The 23021-nt window shown below is 37.6% G+C and carries 18 protein-coding genes and 1 pseudogene; 18 read left to right on the top strand and 1 reads right to left on the bottom strand.

From position 1 onward, the window contains the following. A partial coding sequence (locus OLM34_RS03650) for a DUF4372 domain-containing protein (protein WP_264405325.1) occupies positions 1-88 on the bottom strand: 88 nt, incomplete at its 3' end. Positions 89-257: 169 nt separating this feature from the next. Here OLM34_RS03650 and OLM34_RS03645 point away from each other — a divergent pair. The 18 genes and pseudogenes from OLM34_RS03645 (at position 258) to OLM34_RS03565 (ending at position 23019) form a co-directional block, all read left to right on the top strand. Beyond that, positions 258-1430, top strand: coding sequence for an AraC family transcriptional regulator (locus OLM34_RS03645; protein WP_264405312.1), 1173 nt, complete (start codon positions 258-260; stop codon positions 1428-1430). A gap of 74 nt (positions 1431-1504) precedes the next feature. Continuing rightward, on the top strand, positions 1505-2875 hold the full coding sequence (locus OLM34_RS03640; RefSeq protein ID WP_264405311.1) for a sugar MFS transporter: 1371 nt from the start codon (positions 1505-1507) through the stop codon (positions 2873-2875). Further along, the gene (gene nagA / locus OLM34_RS03635; protein ID WP_264405309.1) at positions 2872-4068 is read left to right on the top strand and encodes an N-acetylglucosamine-6-phosphate deacetylase; all 1197 of its coding nucleotides are present in this window, start codon (positions 2872-2874) and stop codon (positions 4066-4068) included. The genes OLM34_RS03640 and nagA overlap by 4 nt, the downstream gene beginning before the upstream one ends. Then, positions 4049-4834, top strand: coding sequence for a glucosamine-6-phosphate deaminase (locus OLM34_RS03630; RefSeq protein ID WP_264405307.1), 786 nt, complete (start codon positions 4049-4051; stop codon positions 4832-4834). Before nagA ends, OLM34_RS03630 begins: the two co-directional genes overlap by 20 nt. Positions 4835-4854: 20 nt before the next feature. Continuing rightward, complete coding sequence (locus OLM34_RS03625) at positions 4855-5862, top strand: Gfo/Idh/MocA family protein (RefSeq protein ID WP_264405305.1); 1008 nt, start codon at positions 4855-4857, stop codon at positions 5860-5862. Positions 5863-5875: 13 nt separating this feature from the next. After that, positions 5876-7285 (top strand): putative oxidoreductase C-terminal domain-containing protein, encoded by a 1410-nt coding sequence (locus OLM34_RS03620; protein ID WP_413777184.1) that lies wholly within the window; start codon positions 5876-5878, stop codon positions 7283-7285. Continuing rightward, positions 7285-8100 carry an FAD:protein FMN transferase gene (locus OLM34_RS03615; protein ID WP_264405302.1) on the top strand — a complete coding sequence of 272 codons (816 nt, stop codon included), beginning with the start codon at positions 7285-7287 and terminating at the stop codon, positions 8098-8100. The genes OLM34_RS03620 and OLM34_RS03615 overlap by 1 nt, the downstream gene beginning before the upstream one ends. 6 nt (positions 8101-8106) lie before the next feature. After that, the gene (locus OLM34_RS03610; protein WP_264405301.1) at positions 8107-9426 is read left to right on the top strand and encodes a Gfo/Idh/MocA family protein; all 1320 of its coding nucleotides are present in this window, start codon (positions 8107-8109) and stop codon (positions 9424-9426) included. 4 nt (positions 9427-9430) lie between these two features. Continuing rightward, positions 9431-9673: a hypothetical protein gene (locus OLM34_RS03605; RefSeq protein ID WP_264405299.1), complete on the top strand. Its 243-nt coding sequence runs from the start codon at positions 9431-9433 to the stop codon at positions 9671-9673. Further along, complete coding sequence (locus OLM34_RS03600) at positions 9670-10902, top strand: prolyl oligopeptidase family serine peptidase (protein WP_413777183.1); 1233 nt, start codon at positions 9670-9672, stop codon at positions 10900-10902. Before OLM34_RS03605 ends, OLM34_RS03600 begins: the two co-directional genes overlap by 4 nt. Before the next feature lie 51 nt (positions 10903-10953). Continuing rightward, the gene (locus tag OLM34_RS03595; protein WP_264405295.1) at positions 10954-12087 is read left to right on the top strand and encodes an IS4 family transposase; all 1134 of its coding nucleotides are present in this window, start codon (positions 10954-10956) and stop codon (positions 12085-12087) included. An 811-nt stretch (positions 12088-12898) separates the two neighbouring features. Then, the gene (locus OLM34_RS11460) at positions 12899-12979 is read left to right on the top strand and encodes a family 16 glycosylhydrolase (RefSeq protein WP_413777186.1); all 81 of its coding nucleotides are present in this window, start codon (positions 12899-12901) and stop codon (positions 12977-12979) included. Positions 12980-13417: 438 nt separating this feature from the next. Beyond that, positions 13418-16555: a SusC/RagA family TonB-linked outer membrane protein gene (locus tag OLM34_RS03590; RefSeq protein ID WP_264405294.1), complete on the top strand. Its 3138-nt coding sequence runs from the start codon at positions 13418-13420 to the stop codon at positions 16553-16555. A gap of 12 nt (positions 16556-16567) precedes the next feature. Then, positions 16568-18544 (top strand): RagB/SusD family nutrient uptake outer membrane protein, encoded by a 1977-nt coding sequence (locus OLM34_RS03585; RefSeq protein WP_264405292.1) that lies wholly within the window; start codon positions 16568-16570, stop codon positions 18542-18544. Positions 18545-18563: 19 nt separating this feature from the next. Then, entirely contained in the window at positions 18564-19430 is an 867-nt protein-coding gene (locus OLM34_RS03580) for a DUF5000 domain-containing lipoprotein (RefSeq protein ID WP_264405291.1), read from the top strand. A gap of 77 nt (positions 19431-19507) precedes the next feature. Further along, on the top strand, positions 19508-20641 hold the full coding sequence (locus OLM34_RS03575; protein ID WP_264405289.1) for a DUF4855 domain-containing protein: 1134 nt from the start codon (positions 19508-19510) through the stop codon (positions 20639-20641). A gap of 118 nt (positions 20642-20759) precedes the next feature. Next, the gene (locus tag OLM34_RS03570; protein WP_264405287.1) at positions 20760-21083 is read left to right on the top strand and encodes a hypothetical protein; all 324 of its coding nucleotides are present in this window, start codon (positions 20760-20762) and stop codon (positions 21081-21083) included. A 208-nt stretch (positions 21084-21291) separates the two neighbouring features. After that, positions 21292-23019, top strand: a pseudogene (locus OLM34_RS03565) (FAD-dependent oxidoreductase). Positions 23020-23021 lie beyond the last annotated feature (2 nt).

Here is a 23021-nt window from a genome sequence, read left to right as displayed (position 1 = left end):
CACCCTTGTGTCTAGTGATAATTTCGTTGAATTCTCTACGAGGTATGAGCTGCATAATTTGGGAGAAAACTGTTTTGCCGGAATTCATGTCGTACGCTATTTGAAGGGAAACGCAAAAGTAACCAATTCAAATCGTGTACAAGAAATTCAGGACGCATATTATTAAATATAAAATATTTACAAACAATAAACATTATTTTAACGGGACACTAGTGATTTTGTTTTTTAATTTCTTAAACTGAAAATAGTCAAAAGCCATGGTAAAAATATTGCTCCTTATCGATTTTTCAAGTGAATTCAGCCGAGGTATTTTAAAAGGATTAATTCGCTATTCGAAAGATCACGGGCCTTGGATATTTTATCGATTGCCTTCGTATTATAAAACCCTGTATGGAGAAAAAGGGGTAATCCAATGGGCAAAAGAATGGAAAGCCGACGCCATCATTGCCAGATGGGATGAAGAAGGGACTCATCTTTTGACTTCATTAAACATCCCCATCATACTTCAAAATTATAAAAGCAGAAGCGATTATTTTTCAAATCTGACGGGCGATTATATCGGAACCGGCGAGATGGCAGCACATTTTTTTATCAAAAGGCGCTATCAAAATTTTGCATTTTACGGAAATAAAGGCGTTATATGGTCTCAAGAAAGAGCTGAAGGATTCAGAAAAGAAATTGAAAAAGCAGGAGGAAATTATTATTATTTTGAAAGTGAAAATTTAGATGGAGAACAATGGAGCAGCAGCCATTTACAATTGGATAATTGGCTGCTTTCATTGCCAAAACCCATCGCCCTATTTGCTTGTGACGACAGCTTTGCTCTACGTGTTTCAGAAATCTGCAAAATCAACAATATTGCTATTCCCGACGAAATCGCATTGATGGGAGTCGATAATGACGAATTGATCTGCAATTTATCCGACCCTACTATTTCTTCCATTGTTTTGGATGTGGAAAAAGGAGGATATGAAGCCGGAAGATTAATGGACCAACTTATTCATCATCAAAGGGAAGAACCCTTTAATATCGTTATCCGTCCCACACGTTTCGAATTACGAAAATCCACCGAAAAATACAACATAACGAATGAGTATATTCTTCAAGTTGTTCATTATATCGAGAAAAATTTTACCTCCGAAATAAACATTGAGGAGCTTACCCGTCTCGTGCCTCTATCCAGAAGGAATCTTGAAGTTAAATTCAAGAACGAAATGGGAACCACTATTTACCAGTTTATATTAAATTGCCGAATCGATTATTTCACCCATTTACTCCTAACCACAAACAGACCCTTATTCGACTTGGCGATCGATGCCGGCTTCAGCGACTACAAAAATATTTCCCGACTTTTCAAAAGAATGAAAGGATGCACTCCCTTGGAATACCGCGAAAAATTTGGAGATAAAGATATAAGCAACGTTTTTTGAGTATAGCTTTACGCTTTTAAGGTACATTCGGTTTGTTTATGTACTTATCTTTGCTTTTACTAAAAAGCAATAAAATGAATGTTCACCAGTCAACAACTTCTGCAGCAGATAAAAAAACCTTTTTTATCTCGATGATTATTCTGGCCGTCATGTTTTTTATTTTCGGCTTGGTATCATGGGTCAATTCCATTCTTATACCTTACTTCAAAATTGCCTGCGAATTGTCCCACTTTCAGTCGTATTTCGTAACATTTGCATTTTACATTGCCTATTTTGTCATGGCAATTCCTTCTGGGTTGCTCTTAAAGAAAGTCGGATTCAAAAAAGGAATACTCTATGGTTTCATCCTCATGGCTTTTGGGGCTTTCATTTTTGTGCCGGCAGCAATGACACGCCTTTACGGATTATTTCTTATCGGATTGTATAGCATAGGAACAGGATCGGCCATTTTACAAACCGCCGCAAATCCTTATGTTACCATTATCGGCCCCATGGAAAGTGCTGCACAGCGGATGAGCCTCATGGGAATATTTAATAAACTGGCAGGCGTAATAGCCCCGCTAGTTTTTGCTGCTGTCGTCTTCAAAGCCACCGACAGCGATACTTTTGCACTGATAGAAGCCGGCACTCTTTCAGAAATAGAAAAAAATATTGTTTTGAACGAATTGATAAGAAGAGTGATTTGGCCATACGTTATTCTGGGAATCTTCTTGTTATTGGTGGGAATAGCCATACGGTATTCCGTTTTGCCTGAAATTGATCCTGAAAAAATCAATCCGGAAGAAAAAACGACGGAAAACGCACCCTCCAACAACCAAACCCGAAAATCGCTGCTCGATTTTCCCTATTTAATTTTAGGGGCAATTGCTATTCTCTTTCATATCGGAAGTCAGGCAATCAGTATGGATACAATTATTAATTATGCCGGATCAATGGGGATAAATATACTTGAAGCGAAAGTATTCCCTTCCTATATCATGATATGTACCATCATCAGCTATATATTAGGAATCATCTTGATACCTAAAGTAATTTCCCAAACAACCGCCTTAAAATTTTGTACGATTTTAGGCCTTATTTTATCTATAGGTGTAATTTTTGCAAGTCAAACCGTTACTTTATTCGGCCATACCGCCGATATCTCCATCTGGTTTCTTGCGGCATTGGGATTCCCAAATGCTTTAATTTATGCAGGTATTTGGCCTTTATCTATCCATAATCTCGGAAAATTCACAAAAACAGGATCATCATTGCTTGTAATGGGTTTGGTTGGAAATGGCATCTTTCCGTTAATTTATGGAGCTTTTGCCGATGCTTTTAACCTGAGATTAGGATATTGGGTGTTGATTCCCTGTTTCGCATATTTGGTTTGGTTTGCCTTTTACGGATATAAAATCAATTATTGGAGAAAACCTAAAGAAGAAATTGGCATCATTAGAAAATGAAACGATTAATTATAACCAACGGAAAAATAATCTTCCCCGACAGATTGACGGAAGATGGCACTATAATTTGTGAACAAGGGAAAATAACTGCCATTACGGAAAAAACGGATGCATTTCTCAAAGAAGAAAGTGTTGAAACTGAAATAATCGATGCCAAAGGCAACTATGTTTCTCCCGGATTTATCGACATCCATACCCATGGAGCAGGAGGATTCGACTTTATGGATGGCACGGTTGAAGCTTACCTGGGTGCAGCTGAAACACATGCAAAATATGGTACTACAGCCTTGTTGCCTACCACGCTTGCAGGCTCCTTTGAAGAATTAATGAAAACCTTCTCTGTTTACCAAACCGCAAAACAAAAAAATAAAAAAGGAGCCGCATTTCTCGGATTGCACCTCGAGGGTCCCTATTTTTCGTATAATCAACGAGGGGCACAAGACCCTAAATACTTGAGAAATCCTGACCCTGCAGAATATAACCGCATACTCGAAGCATGTAACGATATTGTCAGATGGAGTCTTGCACCCGAACTGGAAGGTGCAATGGAATTTGGGAGGGTGTTGACTTTGAACAATATTTTACCGTCTATTGCCCATAGTGATGCCATTTATGAACAGGTTGTAGAGGCATACCACGCAGGATTCACTCATATCACCCATTTGTATTCTGCCATGTCAACCATAACAAGACGCAACGCCTTCAGATATGCAGGAATAGTGGAAGCAGCGTATCTGATAGATGATATGACGGTGGAGATCATTGCAGATGGCGTTCACTTGCCGAAGCCACTCTTGCAATTCGTATATAAATTTAAAGGTCCCGATAAAACGGCTCTTTGCACCGACTCGATGAGAGGAGCAGGAATGCCCGATGGAGAATCTATTCTGGGAAGTCTTGAAAAAGGCCAAAAAGTGATCATTGAAGATGGGGTGGCTAAACTTCCGGATCGATCGGCATTTGCCGGTAGCGTTGCTACCGCCGACCGCCTAGTAAGAACAATGATCTTCCTTGCAGAAGTGCCCTTGACGGATGCCGTAAAAATGATGACCATAACTCCGGCACGCATTTTAAAGATAAACGATAGAAAAGGATCTCTGGAAAAAGGGAAAGATGCGGATTTGGTCATTTTTGATAAAAATATTCATGTTTCACATACAATTTTAGGAGGAAATGTCATCTATAGAAACTAAAACAGACGAAATCACATTTACAAAGGAAATGTTACTCGTAAAAGTCTTTCCCTCTCGAGAAGAAATGGGAAAAAAAGCAGCGGAAGATGTATCGCGAAAAATAAACGAGCTGCTGAATCAGAAACCGGAAATCAACATAATTTTTGCCGCAGCGCCTTCGCAAAACGAATTTCTTAAATACCTGAGTAAAGATATCTCGATTCCATGGGAAAAAATAAATGCGATCCACATGGATGAATATATCGGATTAGATAAAGATGCGCCTCAGGCCTTTGGCAATTTTTTGAAAGAAAGAATATTCGGAAAAGTACCCTTTAAAAGTGTCCATTATTTAAATGGGCAGGCAAAAGATCTTTCTTCCGAATGCAAAAGATATACAGCATTATTACATGATCATCCTGTCGATATTGTGTGTCTCGGCATCGGAGAAAACGGACATATTGCATTCAACGATCCCTCGGTGGCGAATTTTAACGATCCTGAAACAGTAAAAATAGTTGAATTGGAGGAAAAATCACGTCAACAACAAGTGAATGACCATTGTTTTGACGATATCGATTCTGTACCCAAAAAGGCGTTCACCCTTACTATACCGGCATTGCTAAAAGCCGATTATATGTTTTGCATTGTTCCTTCGAAATTAAAGGCAGAAGCTGTTTGCAAGACGATAAACGATCCTGTTTCCGAAAAGTGCCCAGCTACTATTTTACGAAGGAAAAAAGGAGCGATTCTTTATTTGGATAAAGAAAGTGCTTCATTACTATAACTCTAAAAAAACATCATGATATGAAAACAAAAATAATTATATTCACAACACTGTTTCTTGCGGTAGGATTTATTTTGCCGGCTCAAAAGCAAATAAAATTAGGCATCATCGGCTTAGATACCTCGCATTCAATCGCTTTTACAAAACTTCTCAACAACGAGAATAAAGAAGAAAAGTATAAAGATTTTCGCATTGTTGCCGCTTATCCTTATGGTTCCAAAACCATTAAATCAAGTTACGAACGCATTCCTGATTATATTAAACAAGTGGAGGACCTTGGCGTTGAAATTGTGCCCTCCATTGCCGATCTGCTGAAAAAAGTAGATTGTGTACTGTTAGAAACCAACGATGGAAATTTGCATTTAGAACAAGCAAACGAGGTATTTAAAGCCGGTAAAATTACCTTTATCGACAAACCTGTTGGAGCCACGTTGGCTCAAGCAATCGCTATTTTCAAATTGGCAAAACAATACAATGTCCCTATATTTTCTTCATCCTCACTTCGGTTTGTTCCACAAACACAAAAAATAAAAAACGGAGAATTCGGAAAAATAATGGGTGCAGATTGTTATTCGCCTCATCATAAAGAACCTTCTCACCCCGATTTCGGATGGTACGGAATTCATGGTGTTGAAATGTTGTTTACTGTAATGGGCACCGGATGTATTTCTGTAAACCGCATGTCGGCTGACAGTACCGATGTAGTAGTAGGGAAATGGAACGACGGAAGAATAGGAACCTTCAGAGGATTGCAGCAGGGACCGTCAATTTACGGAGGAACCGCATTTACTCCCAAAGGTGCAGTCCCAGTGGGCCCGTATCAGGGGTATGAAGTACTTTTGGATGAGATTTTGAATTTTTTCAAAACTCGAATTCCACCTGTCAACGAAAAAGAGACCCTCGAAATCTTCACGTTCATGGAAGCTTCCAATCAAAGCATGAATAAAGGAGGAAAAATAATTTCAATGAAAGAAACTTATCAGAAAGGGGAAAAAGAGGCCAAAAAACTCATTCGCAAATTAAAATAGTGAACTATCATCGATGACTAAATATTGGATATTAACGGCATTCGCGGTTTTATGCATTTCATGTACCCCGAATTCAAAGCAAAAAAATTCTCGAACAGATTCGCAATTTTCGGGGAAAAAAGGGGAGGTGAAACTCATCATATTGGATCCCGGTCATTTTCATGCAAGTTTATTATTAAAAGATACCATCCGCCAAGTAAATGATACCGTGTTTGTATATGCCCCCCGAGGTGAAGAGTTGGAACAGTTTTTACAGACAATCAAAACCTACAACAGCCGAAAAGATTCTCCCACCTCATGGGTTTTAAACGTATATGATGAAGCGGATTATTTAGAAAAAATGATTCCGGATAAAAAGGGGAATGTTGTTATATTGGCAGGGAACAATAAAAACAAAACAAAGTATATTTATCGGACAATAGCCTCAAAACTGAATGTTTTATCGGATAAACCAATGGCCATCAACCGACAGGGTTTCGAGTTATTGGAGAAAGCCTATCAAAAAGCCGATTCAAACAATGTTTACCTATACGACATGATGACTGAACGCTATGATATACTGAATATCGTTGAGAAAGAGCTGATTCAAAATAAAGAATTGTTTGGAGAATTACAACAAGGAACTCCCGATGACCCGGCTATCTCAATGGAAAGCGTGCATCATTTTTATAAAGAAGTATCCGGCGTGCCCACTATACGACCCGCATGGTACTATGACGTGGAACAACAAGGCGAAGGTATTGCTGATGTTACTACGCATTTAATCGACTTGGTGAATTGGAAATGTTTTCCGGAAGAAGCCATCGATTACAAACGCGACATAAATGTTCTCTACGCAACACATTGGCCTACAAAAATTTCATTAGACGAATTTACAAAATCTACCCGGCTGAAAGAATTTCCGAATTTCCTTAGGAAACACGTAAAAGACTCGTTCTTGCATGTTTATGCAAACGGCATTATTCATTATCAAGTAAAGGGAATGAATGTTGCCGTGAAAGTCCGATGGAATTTTCAGGCTCCTGATGGAGGAGGTGACACCTTTAACTCTTCAATAAAAGGTGCTAAAGCAGTTTTAAAAACATGCCAAGATAAACAAGAAAATTATGTCAAACAATTATATATTCAAAAAAACGATAAGATAAGCAGCAAAAAATTTGAGAAGAACCTGCAAAAAACAATAGAGAAAATACAAATCACCTATCCTTTTGTTACACTTTCCCGTCCTCTACCCGATGGGACCGTACGTATTGATATTCCTTTGGGAAAAAGAGCGGGACACGAAGAACATTTTAAACATGTTGCTAAGCAATTTTTTGAATATTTAGCAAATCGGAATATGCCCGATTGGGAAATTAGCAATACCTTAGCAAAATATTACGTTACGACAAAAGCCGTTGAAATTGCCAAAGAGGGAAATTGATGCAATCCTCATTTTCAGATTATTATGATTCGTCATCCATGTTCCATGGTTTTTTAACGAACATCATGGGGACACGGTTCGATATCGTTATTATCGGGAAAGGAAAAAGCGAGACGGGAAAAGTTTGGGAAAAATCGGTTCATGAACTGAGAAGATTGGAACGAATGCTGAACCGTTTTGACGAAGAAAGCGAAGTTGCCCGAATTAATCTCACGGCAAGCGAACATCCGGTAGAGGTCAGTGAGGAAATGTGGGCAATATTGATGGATTGTCGGTATTACCATGATGCAACGCAAGGTTTATTCGACATCACCCTGAAAGATTTTTCAAAAATTGTACTCAACGAAAATCATCGCTCGGTTTATTTCTCCTTCAAAGACATGCATCTCGATTTCGGCGGCTATGCCAAAGGTTACGCGTTGGACAAAATAAAAAATATCCTTCTTGAAGCGGACATCACTCAGTGTTTCGTCGATTTCGGCGGCAGTTCCATTCTAGCGTTGGGGCATCATCCTTACGGCGATATATGGAAGGTAAGCATAAAAAATCCGTTTGCCGAAGGCGAAACCGTAGCTGAAATTGCATTGCGGGACGAATCCATGTCCACTTCAGGAAATACACCCTTATACACGAAACATATTATTGATCCCTTTTCGGGCGAATATAACGATAAGCGAAAGCTGGTAAATGTCGTTTCCCCCCATCCAATAGACGCCGAAGTGCTGTCCACAGCCCTGATGGTTGCCAATACGGATAAAAAGAAAAGTATCACGGATCAATTCGATAAAGCCAAAGTCAACGAATACAATTTATAAAAATATATGTCGGAAAAAGAAAATGTAGATTTGGGTTTGCGCAAATTCATAAAAGAGTTGGGATATATAGCCGGCGGATCTGCGATTTTAAGCAGCATGCCCTGGCTGCAATCCTTCACGATGGAAAAAGCCAAGGAAATTAAGAACGAGAAAGCCCGCATAGGGTTGATCGGAACGGGATCGAGAGGGCAATACCACATTCACAACTTGCTGAATATTCCCCACGCCGAAATCGTGGCTCTGTGCGATAACTATGCGCCCAATCTGAAAGCCGCATCGGATCTGTGCCCCTCTGCAAAAACCTATACCGATTACAAAAAACTGTTGGAGTCGAAAGAAATAGACGGCGTTGTCATTTCCACGCCGTTGAACTGGCACTCACCGATGACGTTGGATTCGTTGGCTGCAGGGAAACACGTTTTTTGTGAAAAGGCCATGGCGCTCACTATGGACGAATGTAAAGCGGTTTACGATGCATACCGTTCTACCGACAAGGTACTGTATTTCTGCATGCAGCGCATGTTTGACGAAAAATACATCAAAGGGATAGAAATGATTCATTCCGGATTGATAGGGGATGTGGTGGGTGCCCGTTGTTGCTGGTTCCGAAATCACGATTGGAGGCGGCCGGTACCTTCTCCCGAATTGGAACGAAAAATCAACTGGCGTTTATACAGGGAATCCTCCGGAGGGCTGATGACCGAATTGGCCTGCCATCAACTGGAAGTTTGTAATTGGGGTACGGGATTGATTCCCGAGTCGGTCATAGGGATGGGAGATATCGTTTTTTGGAAAGACGGCAGGGAAGTATATGACAGCGTAAATTTGGTATATCACTATTCGAATGGGGTGAAAATTAATTACGAATCGTTGATATCCAATAAATTCAACGGAATGGAAGATCAGATACTCGGGCATAAAGGAACGATGAATCTGGCTACCGGACTTTATTATCTTGAAGAAGATAACAGCGACAGCGGCATAGAACAGCTGCTGAGCCAGATAGAGAACAAAGTTTTTTCTGCCGTCCCCCTTGCCGGTCCGAGTTGGCGTCCGGAAACCAAAAAAGAATACAAACCTCATTCCATTTTGAAAGGAAAGATGCATGTAAACGAAGGACTTTCGATGATAGGGGCCGAAAAAGATGGATCGGATGCTATTCTTGCCTCTTTCTGTCAATCCTGCATTACAGGAGAAAAGGCGAAAAACATCGTAGAAGAAGCCTATTGTGCTACTCTTCTCTGTCTGTTAGGAAATCGGGCAATGGAGGAACAAAGAAAAGTTGATTTCCCTGAAGAATATAAAATCCCCTACATGAAATTTTAGCGTTATGAAAGACATCGTCATACCGTCACAAAAAGTTAAAAGAGAGGCCCGGATTTTCATGGGCTGCTTTATTTTTGCTTTTCTTCTGAACATCGCAGCCATCATTATTTATAAAACACCCTTGTACGAAGCATTTACCCAAATCGGTTATGTAATCGTTATAGCAGTTGTCTTATATCTGATTACGGCTTTAATTCGTTTTTTGGTATTTTTAATCGGCAAATTGTTTAAAAAACAAAAATATTGATGCGTAATATTTTGCAACTGCTGCAAAGGTACATATTTTCTGTATTCTTGTTCTTTGTTGTTATTGATAGCACGTGCGCACAATCTTTTTTACAATTTGGAGTGAAGAAAGGAGATGCATGGAACAAAATAAAACCTTACTTCAATCCACCTAAAGAATTTAAAGATCAATATGGAAATTATCGCTCTCCCCTTTTATTTTATAATGGCGATACGGTAAAAACCAAGCAAGATTGGCAAAAAAGGCATACGGAAATTTATCATCAATGGATGAGTATGATGGGTGATTGGCCTCCACTCATCACTAATCAAAAGTTCGAATATCTTGATTCGATAAAACGTGAAAATTTTATTCAATATAAAATCCGTTTCTATTGGACACCTAATGACCAAACAGAAGGTTATTTATTAATCCCTCGAATCCATGGTAAAAAACCAGCCGTAGTCGTTGTATTTTATGAACCGGAAACAGCTATCGGAATAGGAGGAAAACCAAATCGTGATTTCGCCTACCAACTCGCAAAAAGAGGTTTTGTAGCCCTGTCGTTGGGTACTACCAAAACAACAAAAAACAAAACGTATTCCCTTTATTATCCAAGTATTGAAAACGCTACTATCCAACCATTGTCAACCTTGGCTTATGCTGCTGCCAATGCATGGGAAGTGTTGGCGAAAGTAGATGATGTCGATTCCACTCGAATCGGGATTATGGGGCATTCTTATGGTGGAAAATGGGCGATGTTCGCATCTTGTTTATATGAGAAATTTTCGTGTGCAGTATGGAGTGATCCCGGAATAGTTTTTGACGAAACAAAAGGTTCTGCTGTTAATTATTGGGAACCATGGTATCTGGGATATTATCCACCACCTTGGACAAATACTTGGAGAAAAAAGGGATTGATAGAAAATACCAAGGGACTTTACCCTAAACTTGTAAGGAATGGATACGATTTACACGAACTGCATGCCCTAATGGCTCCACGTCCGTTTCTTGTTTCGGGTGGTTCGGCCGATCCTCCGGAAAGATGGATTCCTTTAAATCATGCATTGGCCATTAATAAACTCTTGGGTTATCGAAGCAGAGCTGCCATGACAAACCGTTCCGAACATGATCCGAATTCTGAATCGAACGAAATAATTTATTCGTTTTTTGATTGGTTCTTAAATTCAAAATCACTGGTGTCCGGTGAAAAAATATACGCTAAAATGAAGGGGAACCCCTTTCGGTAATTCCCCCGGAAGGTTTACCTTTATAGTTGCAAAACAAAAAAGATAACCGACATGGGCAAAGGTACAAATTTTAGCGGACAGCCGATCTTTACACAGCTGTTAAATTTACTGGACAAGTCAAAAATATCGAAGGCATCCAAAGCGTTGGGGGCTGATAAATATGTAAAGCGATTCACCAGCCATAAACATATTGTCGTGATGTTGTTTGTTGCTTTTGAAGGGTACAACTCCATTCGTGAGACGGTGTTGGGTCTTCTATCCAACGCTCATCGTCTTGGTCACCTTGGCCTTGATTATGTTGTCCGGCGCAGCACTCTTTCAGAGGCCAATGCCCGTCGCACACCAGATATCTTTGCCCAGGTCTATTACGATACCTACCAACGTTACTCCGGCAGTTTAGCGGACAGCAGCTTGAGCAAACAGGATATGAAACGGCTTTATATCATGGATTCTACCACGATAACACTGTTCAAGAACATCCTGAAAGGTTTAGGGCGAAACCCTGATAATGGAAAGAAGAAGGGTGGTATCAAAGCCCATACTATCATCCGTTCAGAAGATAACCGGCCCTGTTTCATCCGTTATACGGAGGCCGCCAAACATGATCATCTTTTGCTCAAGGAGGTGAATCTTCCCGAAGATTCTATCCTTTGCTTTGACAAGGGGTATGTAGATTACGCACAGTACGAGGTTTTCACTCGTAAGAGGATTTGGTACGTGACCCGACTAAAGGATAACGCCCTTTACCAGGCACGCAAAGAGTTCGATATTCCGGATGATGCAGATTCAGGTGTCCTGAAAGATGAACTCATTGAGCTTTCTTACGGTAAGAACAAAACTGAAAAGCATCTCTCAAGACGCATTGCTTACTGGGATTCCACCAATGGGCGCCTGTTTGAGTTCATCACCAATAATAATGAAAACGCCATTATCATACAAATTTGGTCTGTTATGCCGGCCAACTTGCTGCTGATGATACTCAAAAGCCGGATCAAGCGGAAATGGGCATTTTCAAACATGGTTTCTGTCATCAGGCAGCACTTGATGAGTTACATCGATGTCAGAAGTTTTTTTGAGAATCCGGAAAAAGCCTGGCAGGAGCTTCTTGAAGAGCAAAAGGCGCGTCAAAATGGCATAACTGGCCAATATTCGCTCTTTCCACAATGGGAGGGGGCTTGCTTTTAGAAACTCACGAATAACAGTGCGCAAAGCCACTGAATTAGTGTCAAAAATTTAAATTACCGGTTTTACCGGACAACAATGATTCAAAATAAAAAATTATTCCGGTTTTAATTATTTTATTCTGCGCTTTATGAGTACTTATTTACGCAAAATAAGATAATATTATCAATTTATGTATTTTAATTTGTGTTGTAATAATAATTTAAAAATTAATACCCTTTGGAATTCAAATTCGAGGCATTGACTTTTAATAACAACTTAATAGTATGAGACTGATAAGCATTACTAGCATAATCATTGCAATCTTACTTTTGCCTGTTTGTGGGAAAAAAAGAAAATCCACCTGTAACAATGCAATATCAAACGTACGATATATTCCTGAAAAAAGGGATACGCCCTTTTATGTGAAGAGAATTTTGACCGTAACCAACTTGATTCCACCAAATGGAGCTATCGGAAAAGCCCAAGACGTAGTGGTATACTTTCAAAAGAAGCTTTATCTGTCAAAGATGGTTTTTTGAATATTTCCTCTTTTATGAAAAATGACACTTTTTATAAGGGATTAGTGGAAACAACAGGAAATTCATGATCACATACAGTTATTTCGAATGCATAGCACAAATACAGCAGTCATCAGCTATATGATCGGCATTTTGGCTACAATCCCCTAAAATAACTCAAGGTGAGGGCTCTGTAATCTTTGGGGCTGAAATCGATATTTTTGAATTTTTCAAAAAATACGGAAAAGATTTAACAACTCATGCAATTAATTATGCTTATGAATCCAACATGAAATCCAAAGGCCCGTTGTCATATACAAGGATTATCTCATGGTTTTCACACTTATGCTTTGGAATGGACACAGGAAAAATACGTTTTTTATATTGATGGCTAGAAATTCCATGAGGAAACATTTGGTTTTTCACATCCGGATGAATTTATTATTTTAAGTTTAGAATAACGGCGAATAAAGAAGCAATAAAGCATAAGATTCTACCCGATTCATTTTTTGTCGATTATGTGAAAGTGTACAAAAAAATTGAAAGTTAAATATGCAATATTTACAAAAAACATGAAAAATGAAAATTCACAAAGGAATAAGGCTAGAGATGATCCATTTGTCAAGAAAACTATATGAATCAAGCAATGTGTTTATCAGAGATAAATAAAAATATAAAATATTACGAAGCGAGCCAAATTAAATAACATCAAAAGATGAAAACAAAAAAATCTAAATAAAAATCAATCTAAATATTAAGAGAATAATAATTAAAAATATCTTTCATAAAAAATCGAAAAAACATATGGTTTAATTATACAAACTTAAAAAAGCATGAAAAGTAAATTTAGTCAATTTCTTATGGTAACATCTTTCTTTTCATTAATTATTGGCTTTCAATTTATTTCGCCTTTGAATTTAAATGCCGATAATACATATGAAATTAAACAAGATGGCAAAATGATCGTGAGAGGCAAAATTATCGACTCTAACGGAATACCTTTAGCAGGTGCTAATGTAATGATTGAGGGGACAACAAAAGGGGTTGTTTCCGATGCTGATGGTTATTATGTTATCGAAGCAGAAAAGGGTGACATTTTAGTATTTTCGTTTATTGGATTTAAAGAACAAAAAATTAAAGTGGGAGATAAGCCGGCAATAGACGTTATAATGGAAGAGGAAACAACCCTACTGGAGGAAGCTGTTGTTGTAGGTATGGGAACCCAAAGAAAAGTCAGTGTTATTGGAGCAATTTCTTCAGTTCCAGTGGATGAATTGAGAATTCCACAAAGATCTTTAGTTTCCTCTCTTTCTGGGCGTGTTGCTGGCGCCACTATAGTTCAACGATCAGGTGAACCTGGTTATGATGAAGCCTCTTTCTGGATTAGAGGTATTTCCACATTAGGAGACCAAAAACCGTTAATTCTAGTAGATGGGGTAGAAAGAAGCATGTCGGATTTATCTATTGAAGAAATAGAATCCATTTCATTACTGAAGGATGCTTCCGCTACAGCAGTTTATGGAGTTAGAGCCGCAAATGGAGTTGTTTTAGTAACAACCAAAAAAGGTAAGGCCCAAAAACCAGTTATTGAAGTTAAGTTAGAATATGGAGCCTCAGATTTACCGAATATGCCTGAATTTTTGGATGGTGCAAATTATGCGCGATTATATAATGAAGCTTTTGGAAAAGAAAATTATTCACAAGATTATATCGAAAAACTTGAAAAAAATGCAAATCGGTTTTTATATCCAAATGTAGATTGGTTTGACCAAATTTTTAGAAAATGGTCAAACAATATGAATGCAACAATTAATATTCGAGGGGGTGGCGAAAGAGCGCGTTATTTTATCAATGGAGGCTATTTCGAAGATAATGGAAATCTAAAAAATTACAAATACAATGATTACGCGTCGAATATAAATCTAAAAAGATATAATTTTCGTTCGAATATTGATGTTACTTTAACAAAATCAACAATTCTAAATTTAGAAATAGGAGCAAATTTAACGGACATACATGAACCCGGTGTTGGTAATAGAACGTTATATTCCACCTATTTTAACAGTCCGGTAGAAGAATTATTCTATTGGTGTTATTTGTCTACTCCTCTATCTTGCCCTGTTAGACTTCCCATTGAATATAATTCGGATGGATCTGTTAAAAAATGGGGATGGGGCGCTCCAAGTCAAATAGGGGAAATGAACCCGGCCGAACGTTTATTTGGTTCAGGATACAACACGCGTTTCTCATCGCAAATAATGAGTCAAATAATTTTGAATCAAGACTTGTCATTTTTACTAAATGGATTGGACATAAAAGGTTTTTTCTCTTTTGATACCAATAATAAAACAATACAACAACGTCATAAGCAGGAGTCTTTGTATTCTGTGGAAGGGGTAGATGATGAAACAGGTTATTTAATAACAAAAGAAATTAGTAAAGGACAAGAATTTTTAGGATATGGCACATCTTCAGGTAGTAATAGAGCAGTTGAAGCGAAGATTCAGTTGAATTATAACCAATTATTTAACGAAACTCATCGAGTAGGAGCCATGTTAATGTATTACCAAAGAGATTATATTAACGGGTCTGCGGGTTCCTCTATTCTTGCTCTTCCATACAGAAAACAAGGCATTGCATTTAGAACAACGTATTCATATAAAGAGAAGTATTTTGGAGAATTTAATTTGGGATATAATGGATCCGAAAATTTTCCGAAAGATCATAGATTTGGATTTTTCCCTGCCGGCGCTTTTGGCTATCTAATTTCCAATGAACCTTTTTGGAACTTGAATATAATTGATGTATTTAAGCTAAGGGGTTCAATCGGTTTAGTTGGATCAGATGCTCTTCCTTCTAACATGAGATATGCTTATCTCTCTACTTGGGGAAGTGGTATAGGTGGCTATGCTTTTGGTTTAACCCCATCATTTATAAGTGGTATTGGAGAAGATCAAATAGGTGTTTCAAATTTGACTTGGGAAAAAGGATTAAAAAAAGATATTGGCTTAGAAATGAAAATATTGAATAATATGATTTCATTCGACGTTGATTATTTTCATGAGAAAAGATCCGATATTTTAATACAGCGCCGATCTTTACCTGCTGTATCAGGATTAAATGAAGCACCATTCGCTAATATGGGTGTTATGACAAACCAAGGAGTAGAAGCGACACTTGAATTCAACAATAGTATTGATAAAATAAGATATAAATTATATGGCAATTTCTCTTATACCAGAAATAAAATCCTTGAAATGGATGAACCTAAAAGAGAATATGCCTATAGAATGAGAACAGGCCATCGGTATGGTCAACAGTTCGGGTTAATAGCGCTGGGACTTTTTAAAGATCAGGAAGAAATTGATAACAGCCCGGAACAAAAATTTGGCTTAGTAAGACCAGGTGATGTGAAATATAAAGACGTGAATAACGATAATATAATTGATATGGATGATGAAGTAGCTATTGGCTATTCAAGTGTTCCGGAAATTATATACGGTTTTGGCGCACAATTTCTATGGAAAGGATTTGATTTGGGTATTTTCTTCCGTGGACAAGCCAACGTGACGTATCCTTTAGGGGGATCAACATTTATACCATTTGCAGAAGGGGTGGGAAAAGGCAATTTATTTGAAAAAGCATTAGATCGATGGACCCCTGAAAATCCGAATCCAAATGCGTTTTATCCTCGTTTATCCGATGGTCGGAATACAAACGATTGGCAACCTTCTACAAGAAATATTTATAATGGAAATTTCCTACGTTTAACTGATCTTGAATTAGGTTACAGTTTTGATAAAAAAATATTATCTCATTTAGGAATAGATGGTCTTCGCGTATATGTATTAGGGAATAATGTAGCTTTATTTTCTAAATGGGACATGTGGGATCCTGAAACCGGAACATCCAATGGCAACAGATATCCATTGCCTCGTAAATTTAATTTTGGAATAAGAACTACTTTTTAATAAATAGAAAAAATGAAAAAATATTTATTTTATTTATGTTTTATCCTTATAGGAATATTTATAGGTTGCTCTGATTTTTTAGATAAACAACCTGATGATATGAAAACAGATGAAATGGTATGGAGTTCTCGAACAGAAGTTGAGCGCTATCTTGCTAATGTTTATGCTGCTTTACCCATCAATGATCGGCTGGAAAGAGAAACTCCATGGGTAGGCTGTGCAGATGAATGTGACTTGTCATGGGCTGTTTATAACACCTATCCTTTAAATTTAGGAAATTGGACGCCTTCTAGCGATTTATATACTAATACCAAATATCCTCTCTATTATAGAGCTATCCGTTCGTCATTTGTCTTTGAGAATAATGTAGATCGCTGTCCTGAATTGAGTAACGATTTAAAAAAACAATATAAAGCTGAAGCCAAATTTCTTAGAGGATATTATTATTGGATGTTACTTCGACAGTATGGGCCTGTAATTCTAATTAAAGAACAGTTAGCTAATGATGCCCCATGGACGGAATTTATGAGATCTCCTTTTGATGACTGTGTGGACTATATTTGCAAGTTGATGGATGAGGCAGAGCAAGACCTCCCACTTCATTATTGGGATAATACAAGTTGGATGGGTAAACCTACCAAAATCGCATGTAAAGCAACTAAATCTCAAGTCTTGACATATGCCGCAAGCCCTCAATGGAATGGTAATAAAGAATACGCCAATTTTAAAAACCCTGATGGTACACCTTTGGCAAATATAACTTATGATGAAAACAAATGGAGAAAAGCAGCACAAGCAAGTAAGGCGGTTATAGATATTGCTGAACAACATCCTGAGGCAATTCTTCGTTTATACAAAAATAATGAACAAGGAGGAGAATTTAATCCATATATATCGTGCATGGATGTCCACTTGATTTGGAATAGTGAAATTATTTTTGGTTCAACAAATGGAACTGGTAATGCTACAGCATGGATGATACATTGTTCGCCTGGACCGAAAAATTTAGGCGGAGTTGGTCCTACACAACGTCTTGTAGATGCATTTCTCATGGAAAATGGCAAACCTATTGAAGATCCCGAATCAGGTTATGTTGCAACCGGATTTGCTCAAACACCTGGGAAACATTGGAACCCCAATAATAGAGCTATAAATACGGAAGAGGGACGAAAGCAAATGATTGGAGATATCAGAAGAGGAGATGCATGGGGACATTGGGCTGGAGAATGGAATATGTACGCAAACAGAGAACCACGTTTTTATGTCTCTATATTATATAACAAACGGATTATCCCCGAAATTCCTGATGATATTAACAAAAGAAATTTCTATAATTCTCCCGGACAAAAAGATGGATACGCTAGAGCAGAATTATATTATGGAGGTGTGTCCAGGCAATCAGGCTCATATACATTCTACTCCCGGACGGGATATTTAGCACATAAAAGAGTTGATCAGATGGCTAATTTGTATGATCGAATATATCCTCAACAATATACTAAAGTATATATTCGTTATGCTGAAATATTATTAAATTATATTGAAGCCTTAAACGAATATGATCCAAGCAATCCTGATATTCGTAAATATTGGGATATGATTCGTGAAAGAGCAGGTGTTCCGAGTGCTTTCCTAGCTTCACCACAAATAAAAGGAAATAAAGATCTTCAAAGAGAGTTTATTCTACGGGAAAGACAAATTGAATTGTGTCTGGAAGGCGATCGATATTTCACTACCAGACGTCGGTGGTTAGCTCATATACCAGATGAAGGCGGATCAGAAGACTATAGGAAATATGGAGATGGAGGACGAATATGGGGTATGGACGTTAATGCAGGGGATCCACAAACGAATAATTTTTCATTTACGGGATTTTATAATGTTGTACCTGTTGAAACAAGAGTTTTCAACAAAGCTTTTTACATATCACCTATACCTCAAACGGAAATCGATAAGAGCGAAAATTTAGTACAAAATCCATGGTGGTAATAAAATAAAGTAAATTAATATGAAAAAAATATCAATAATCATATTGAGTCTTTTTATGGGGATATTCTTTATATCTTGTGAAGAAGAAGAAGGATTAGATGAATCTCTTCCAGTCAATCCAGTTTTAAATCCCATAAAAACAGTTATGGCACAAGATGGCAATGAAATTGCCTATGCTACCATTAATAATAAAGACAGAACAATTAAACTTAGTTTGAAACATTTGAAAAGTCTTTCAGCTGTTAATGTGCATTTAAGCATCTCTAAAAGAGCTAAATTAATAAGTCCAACAGATACTATTCTTACATTGGATTTAACGGAACCATATCAAATAATTATTAATGATTTATACGAAGACTTAACGTATACATTAACAGCTACGATACCTGAATATATTCTCATCGATAAATCGGCTTTTAGAGAATATCGATTAAATAATGATTCTCCTAAAAAAGAAGGTGAAATTGAGTATTTATGGAATAATGAAGTAATGACTCAACCAAATGCATATTCTACAATAGGTTATAGGAATTATCTTACAGGTAAATGTTTTACCGTCGATCTTGGAGATCACTACTATATCAAACAATTTACAGCACATTTATATTGGGCATACACTAATGTTTGTCCCAAAATATATGAATTATGGGGATATCTAAAAGATGGTGAACCTCCAGTTGATGGAAATTGGAATGATTGGACATTGTTGGGAACATTAGATAATTCAAATTCAACATTATCCGATTTCCCTAATGGGGATACGCTTGAATTCCCAAAAGAAAATAGCCCGAGAACAAGATATATTCGTGTTAATTGCATTCAATCATGGAAAGGGACCACGGATATTTCTTTATGTGAAATAACCATTTGGGCATGGAATATATAAAATCATTGAATATAGTTAATATTACAATCTACTCATCGCAGAAAATCTGCGATGAGTAGTTATAAATGAAAATACAAATGGAAAAAGATAAAATTACAATGGCATTTTTTATTACAACAATTATATTTTTCTCAATATGTTGTAAGCCAAATGAAATTACTACAAAGAATGAAAATGAAAACCATCAAACCAGAGAAAATGATTCTATTTTTCAATGGGAAAAGGAAAGAAAAGGATTACTAAATTACAACGACATGGTCCTTTTATATACTGGAGGTGCTCATCGATCGTATTCATGGGATATTAATCATATTTCACCTTATGTGACGTACGTCGATGAAAATGAAAAGGAACATTGGCTTTTCGACAGCTTTCTGTTTCTTGAAATCCATAACGGAAACGGAAAATCATTTGCAACAGGATATACCTCAACACCTGCAAATCAGCTAGATTGGAAATATCTTGTTGATTATTTTTTCCAATCTAAATATACAATAGGAGCCCTCGATAAAGCCATTGGATCTGCAATCGAACGTATAGGCAATCCTCCAAATAAAAGAAAAATCATCATAGGTTTACCCGAACCGATAAAAAATCAAAAAGATTGGGGCTCAGTGGAAAATGGAATCCTTTTGGATTTTTCGTCGGATGACGATAGAATCAAAGCATGCCAATGGTATATAGATTACGTCCGAATAAAATTTAATGAGATGAAGTACAAAAACTTGGATCTGGCCGGATTTTACTGGATTGCAGAAGAAGCCACAAATACCCGCTCGATTATCAAAAAAATCGGAACTTACCTAAACGATTTGAAGTATACATTTAATTGGATACCCTATTTCAAATCGGATGGTTATTTGGAATGGAAAACGTTAGGTTTTAATTATGCGTATCTTCAGCCGAATTACTTCTTTAATGAAAGTGTGCCCACCTCGAGATTGGATGAAGCCTGTCGGCTTGCCCTTGATTACGATATGGACATGGAAATGGAATGCGATGAAAGAGCCCTTGTCTCATCAAAGAATTGGGGATACAGACTCAGAGATTACATGGATGCATTTAAAAAACACGGCATTTGGAGCAGCAAAAGACTTGCTTACTATCAAGGAGGCACAGCTTTATATAATTTGTCGAAATCGGTAAACGAAGAAGACAAAAAACTGTATCACGATTTTTGTAAATTTATCATTGAACGTCCCACAAAATAGTCGCTTCTTAAATTCATCCTATCCGATTAAATATCAACAAAATAGCGCCAAGAATATTTGTTTATATCTGCCGAATTGAGTATTTTTCCGGGAAAAAAGTTGCAAATTATAATATGACATGGCAGAAAAAGAAGGGATTAAGCAGCATCGTCGTTATACGCAGGAAAGCAAACAATTGCTTCGGGATACGTACAAAGGCACTCACCCCAAGCAAGCCAAAAAAGTAAAGAAGGCAAAGAAACGGTTGAAAGACGGTAATCAATACAAGGATACGGGAATTGGAACGAAAGATAAGTCAGGAGTAGAAGAAGCGATACGAAGAAGAGTTGGGATTGTACAAGCGGGCAGTAAATCAAAAGTAAGAGGACAAGGACAAGGTCTACAGCAGCCACAAGCCATTTACTCATTGTATCGCCAAAGGGAAGCCACACCAGCCTTATGAATTTGGGAAGAAGGTAAGATTGAAATTACCAAAATCAACACATTATAAACTGCAACTGCATGGAATTTGAAGAAAATGATGGAAAAAATCAAAGAAGAGTTTTTTGGTTTATTTTTCGATTATTTTTTTCCACAAAAGTTTTATAAACTTTATGTCTAAAAATAAATTGATACTGAATTTATTAGGAGTGCCTAACTAAACTTTACATATGTCTTCAGTAAAAAACATTTTAACTATTTCCTTTATTTCCATTCTTTCAATGATTACTTTTTTTCGTGTTCAAGGCAAGGATAAAGAATACGATATTGTAATTTATGGAGGAACATCTGCCGGAATCTCAGCAGCCATCCAAAGTTCAAGGATGGGGAAAACGGTTGTTTTGATAGAACCTTCTTCCCGAATCGGAGGGCTGACAACAGGAGGTTTAGGTGCTACCGATATAGGCAATAAACAAGTCATCGGAGGTATTTCTCGTGAATTTTATCAAAACATCAAAAAATATTACGAAAAACCGGAAAACTGGAAATGGCAAAATCCGGACGAATACTTTCAAAACAGAAATATTGAAGGGGAGGATGCCATGTGGACTTTCGAACCATCTGCAGCATTGAAAGTCTTTCAAGAGATGTTGGCAAAAGAAAAGGTAGAGGTGGTATATCACCGGCGATTAAACCGGCAGAACGGTGTAAAGAAAAGAGCGGAGCAAATAGTTTCCATCACGATGGAAAATGGTGAAACGTATAAAGGAAAGATGTTTATTGATGCTACGTATGAAGGAGATCTGATGGCTGCTGCAGGGGTAAGTTATTCGGTTGGCCGTGAGTCCAATAAGGAATATGGTGAAACATTGAATGGAGTACAACTCGGTAAATTCGGGAGAACCTTGCGTGGTACAATTTCTATAAATGCTTATCACCATAATTTTATTGACGGCGTTGATCCTTATATTGTAAAAGGTGATCCTTCGAGTGGATTACTTCCATTTATAAAAAAAGAGAAACCCGGAATAGAAGGACATGGCGATAAAGGTATTCAAGCTTATTGTTTCCGTATGACTTTAACTGATCATCCCGAAAATCGAATTCCTTTCAAAAAACCGGATAATTATAATGAGTTGGAATATGAATTACTTTTTCGAAATTATGAAGCTGCGGAAGGTCCAATAGAAGAAATGTATTCTTATGGAGATCCTTTGGTGCCTTGGATTAATACTCCCATGCCTAACAGAAAAACAGATACGAATAATCAAAAGGGGGTTTCTACCGATTTTATAGGACAAAATTACGATTATCCTGAGGGAAGTTATGAAGAACGGGAAAAAATTATAGAGCGCCATCGGAATTATCAACAGGGTTTAATGTGGACTTTGGCTTATCATCCCCGGATTCCTAAAAAGGTAAGGGACGTTGTTTCGCGATGGGGTACCTGTAAAGATGAGTATGAACATGATGATGGTTAGCAGGAGCAACTTTACATTCGTGAGGCCAGGCGTATGAAAAGTGATTATGTAATGACCCAGAAAAATTGTGAAGGACATAAAATAGCAGAAGATCCTATAGGTATGGCTGCTTACGGAATGGATTCGCATCATGTCCAACGTTACGTGGATGTTAATGGATATGTTCAAAATGAAGGTAATGTAGAAGCTCGTGGTTTCTCTCCCTACCCCATCAGCTACCGTTCTATCATTCCAAAAAAAGGAGAATGCAGTAACCTGTTGGTGCCCGTTTGTGTGAGTTCAACCCATATTGCTTTTGGCTCTATTAGAATGGAGCCTGTGTTTATGATTTTGGGGCAATCTGCGGCAGTAGCCGCCTGTTTATCCATAGAGGAAGGGATAGCCGTGCAGGATATAGTCTACGAAAAGTTAAAAGAACGGTTATTGGAAGGAGGACAAGTGCTGATGATGAAAGATGCTGTGGATAGAATGAATTAAAA

This window comes from Anaerorudis cellulosivorans (genome assembly GCF_025943985.1).
Classification (GTDB): domain Bacteria; phylum Bacteroidota; class Bacteroidia; order Bacteroidales; family Dysgonomonadaceae; genus Anaerorudis; species Anaerorudis cellulosivorans.
This window is presented reverse-complemented; position numbering and strand designations above follow the sequence as displayed.

Excerpts from the sequence above, each read along its gene's own strand:
- OLM34_RS03645 (WP_264405312.1), top strand. The coding sequence starts at position 258 with ATGGTAAAAATATTGCTCCTTATCGATTTTTCAAGTGAATTCAGCCGA.
- OLM34_RS03640 (WP_264405311.1), top strand. The coding sequence starts at position 1,505 with ATGAATGTTCACCAGTCAACAACTTCTGCAGCAGATAAAAAAACCTTT.
- nagA (WP_264405309.1), top strand. The coding sequence starts at position 2,872 with ATGAAACGATTAATTATAACCAACGGAAAAATAATCTTCCCCGACAGA.
- OLM34_RS03630 (WP_264405307.1), top strand. The coding sequence starts at position 4,049 with ATGTCATCTATAGAAACTAAAACAGACGAAATCACATTTACAAAGGAA.
- OLM34_RS03625 (WP_264405305.1), top strand. The coding sequence starts at position 4,855 with ATGAAAACAAAAATAATTATATTCACAACACTGTTTCTTGCGGTAGGA.
- OLM34_RS03620 (WP_413777184.1), top strand. The coding sequence starts at position 5,876 with ATGACTAAATATTGGATATTAACGGCATTCGCGGTTTTATGCATTTCA.
- OLM34_RS03615 (WP_264405302.1), top strand. The coding sequence starts at position 7,285 with ATGCAATCCTCATTTTCAGATTATTATGATTCGTCATCCATGTTCCAT.
- OLM34_RS03610 (WP_264405301.1), top strand. The coding sequence starts at position 8,107 with ATGTCGGAAAAAGAAAATGTAGATTTGGGTTTGCGCAAATTCATAAAA.
- OLM34_RS03605 (WP_264405299.1), top strand. The coding sequence starts at position 9,431 with ATGAAAGACATCGTCATACCGTCACAAAAAGTTAAAAGAGAGGCCCGG.
- OLM34_RS03595 (WP_264405295.1), top strand. The coding sequence starts at position 10,954 with ATGGGCAAAGGTACAAATTTTAGCGGACAGCCGATCTTTACACAGCTG.
- OLM34_RS03590 (WP_264405294.1), top strand. The coding sequence starts at position 13,418 with ATGAAAAGTAAATTTAGTCAATTTCTTATGGTAACATCTTTCTTTTCA.
- OLM34_RS03585 (WP_264405292.1), top strand. The coding sequence starts at position 16,568 with ATGAAAAAATATTTATTTTATTTATGTTTTATCCTTATAGGAATATTT.
- OLM34_RS03580 (WP_264405291.1), top strand. The coding sequence starts at position 18,564 with ATGAAAAAAATATCAATAATCATATTGAGTCTTTTTATGGGGATATTC.
- OLM34_RS03575 (WP_264405289.1), top strand. The coding sequence starts at position 19,508 with ATGGAAAAAGATAAAATTACAATGGCATTTTTTATTACAACAATTATA.
- OLM34_RS03570 (WP_264405287.1), top strand. The coding sequence starts at position 20,760 with ATGGCAGAAAAAGAAGGGATTAAGCAGCATCGTCGTTATACGCAGGAA.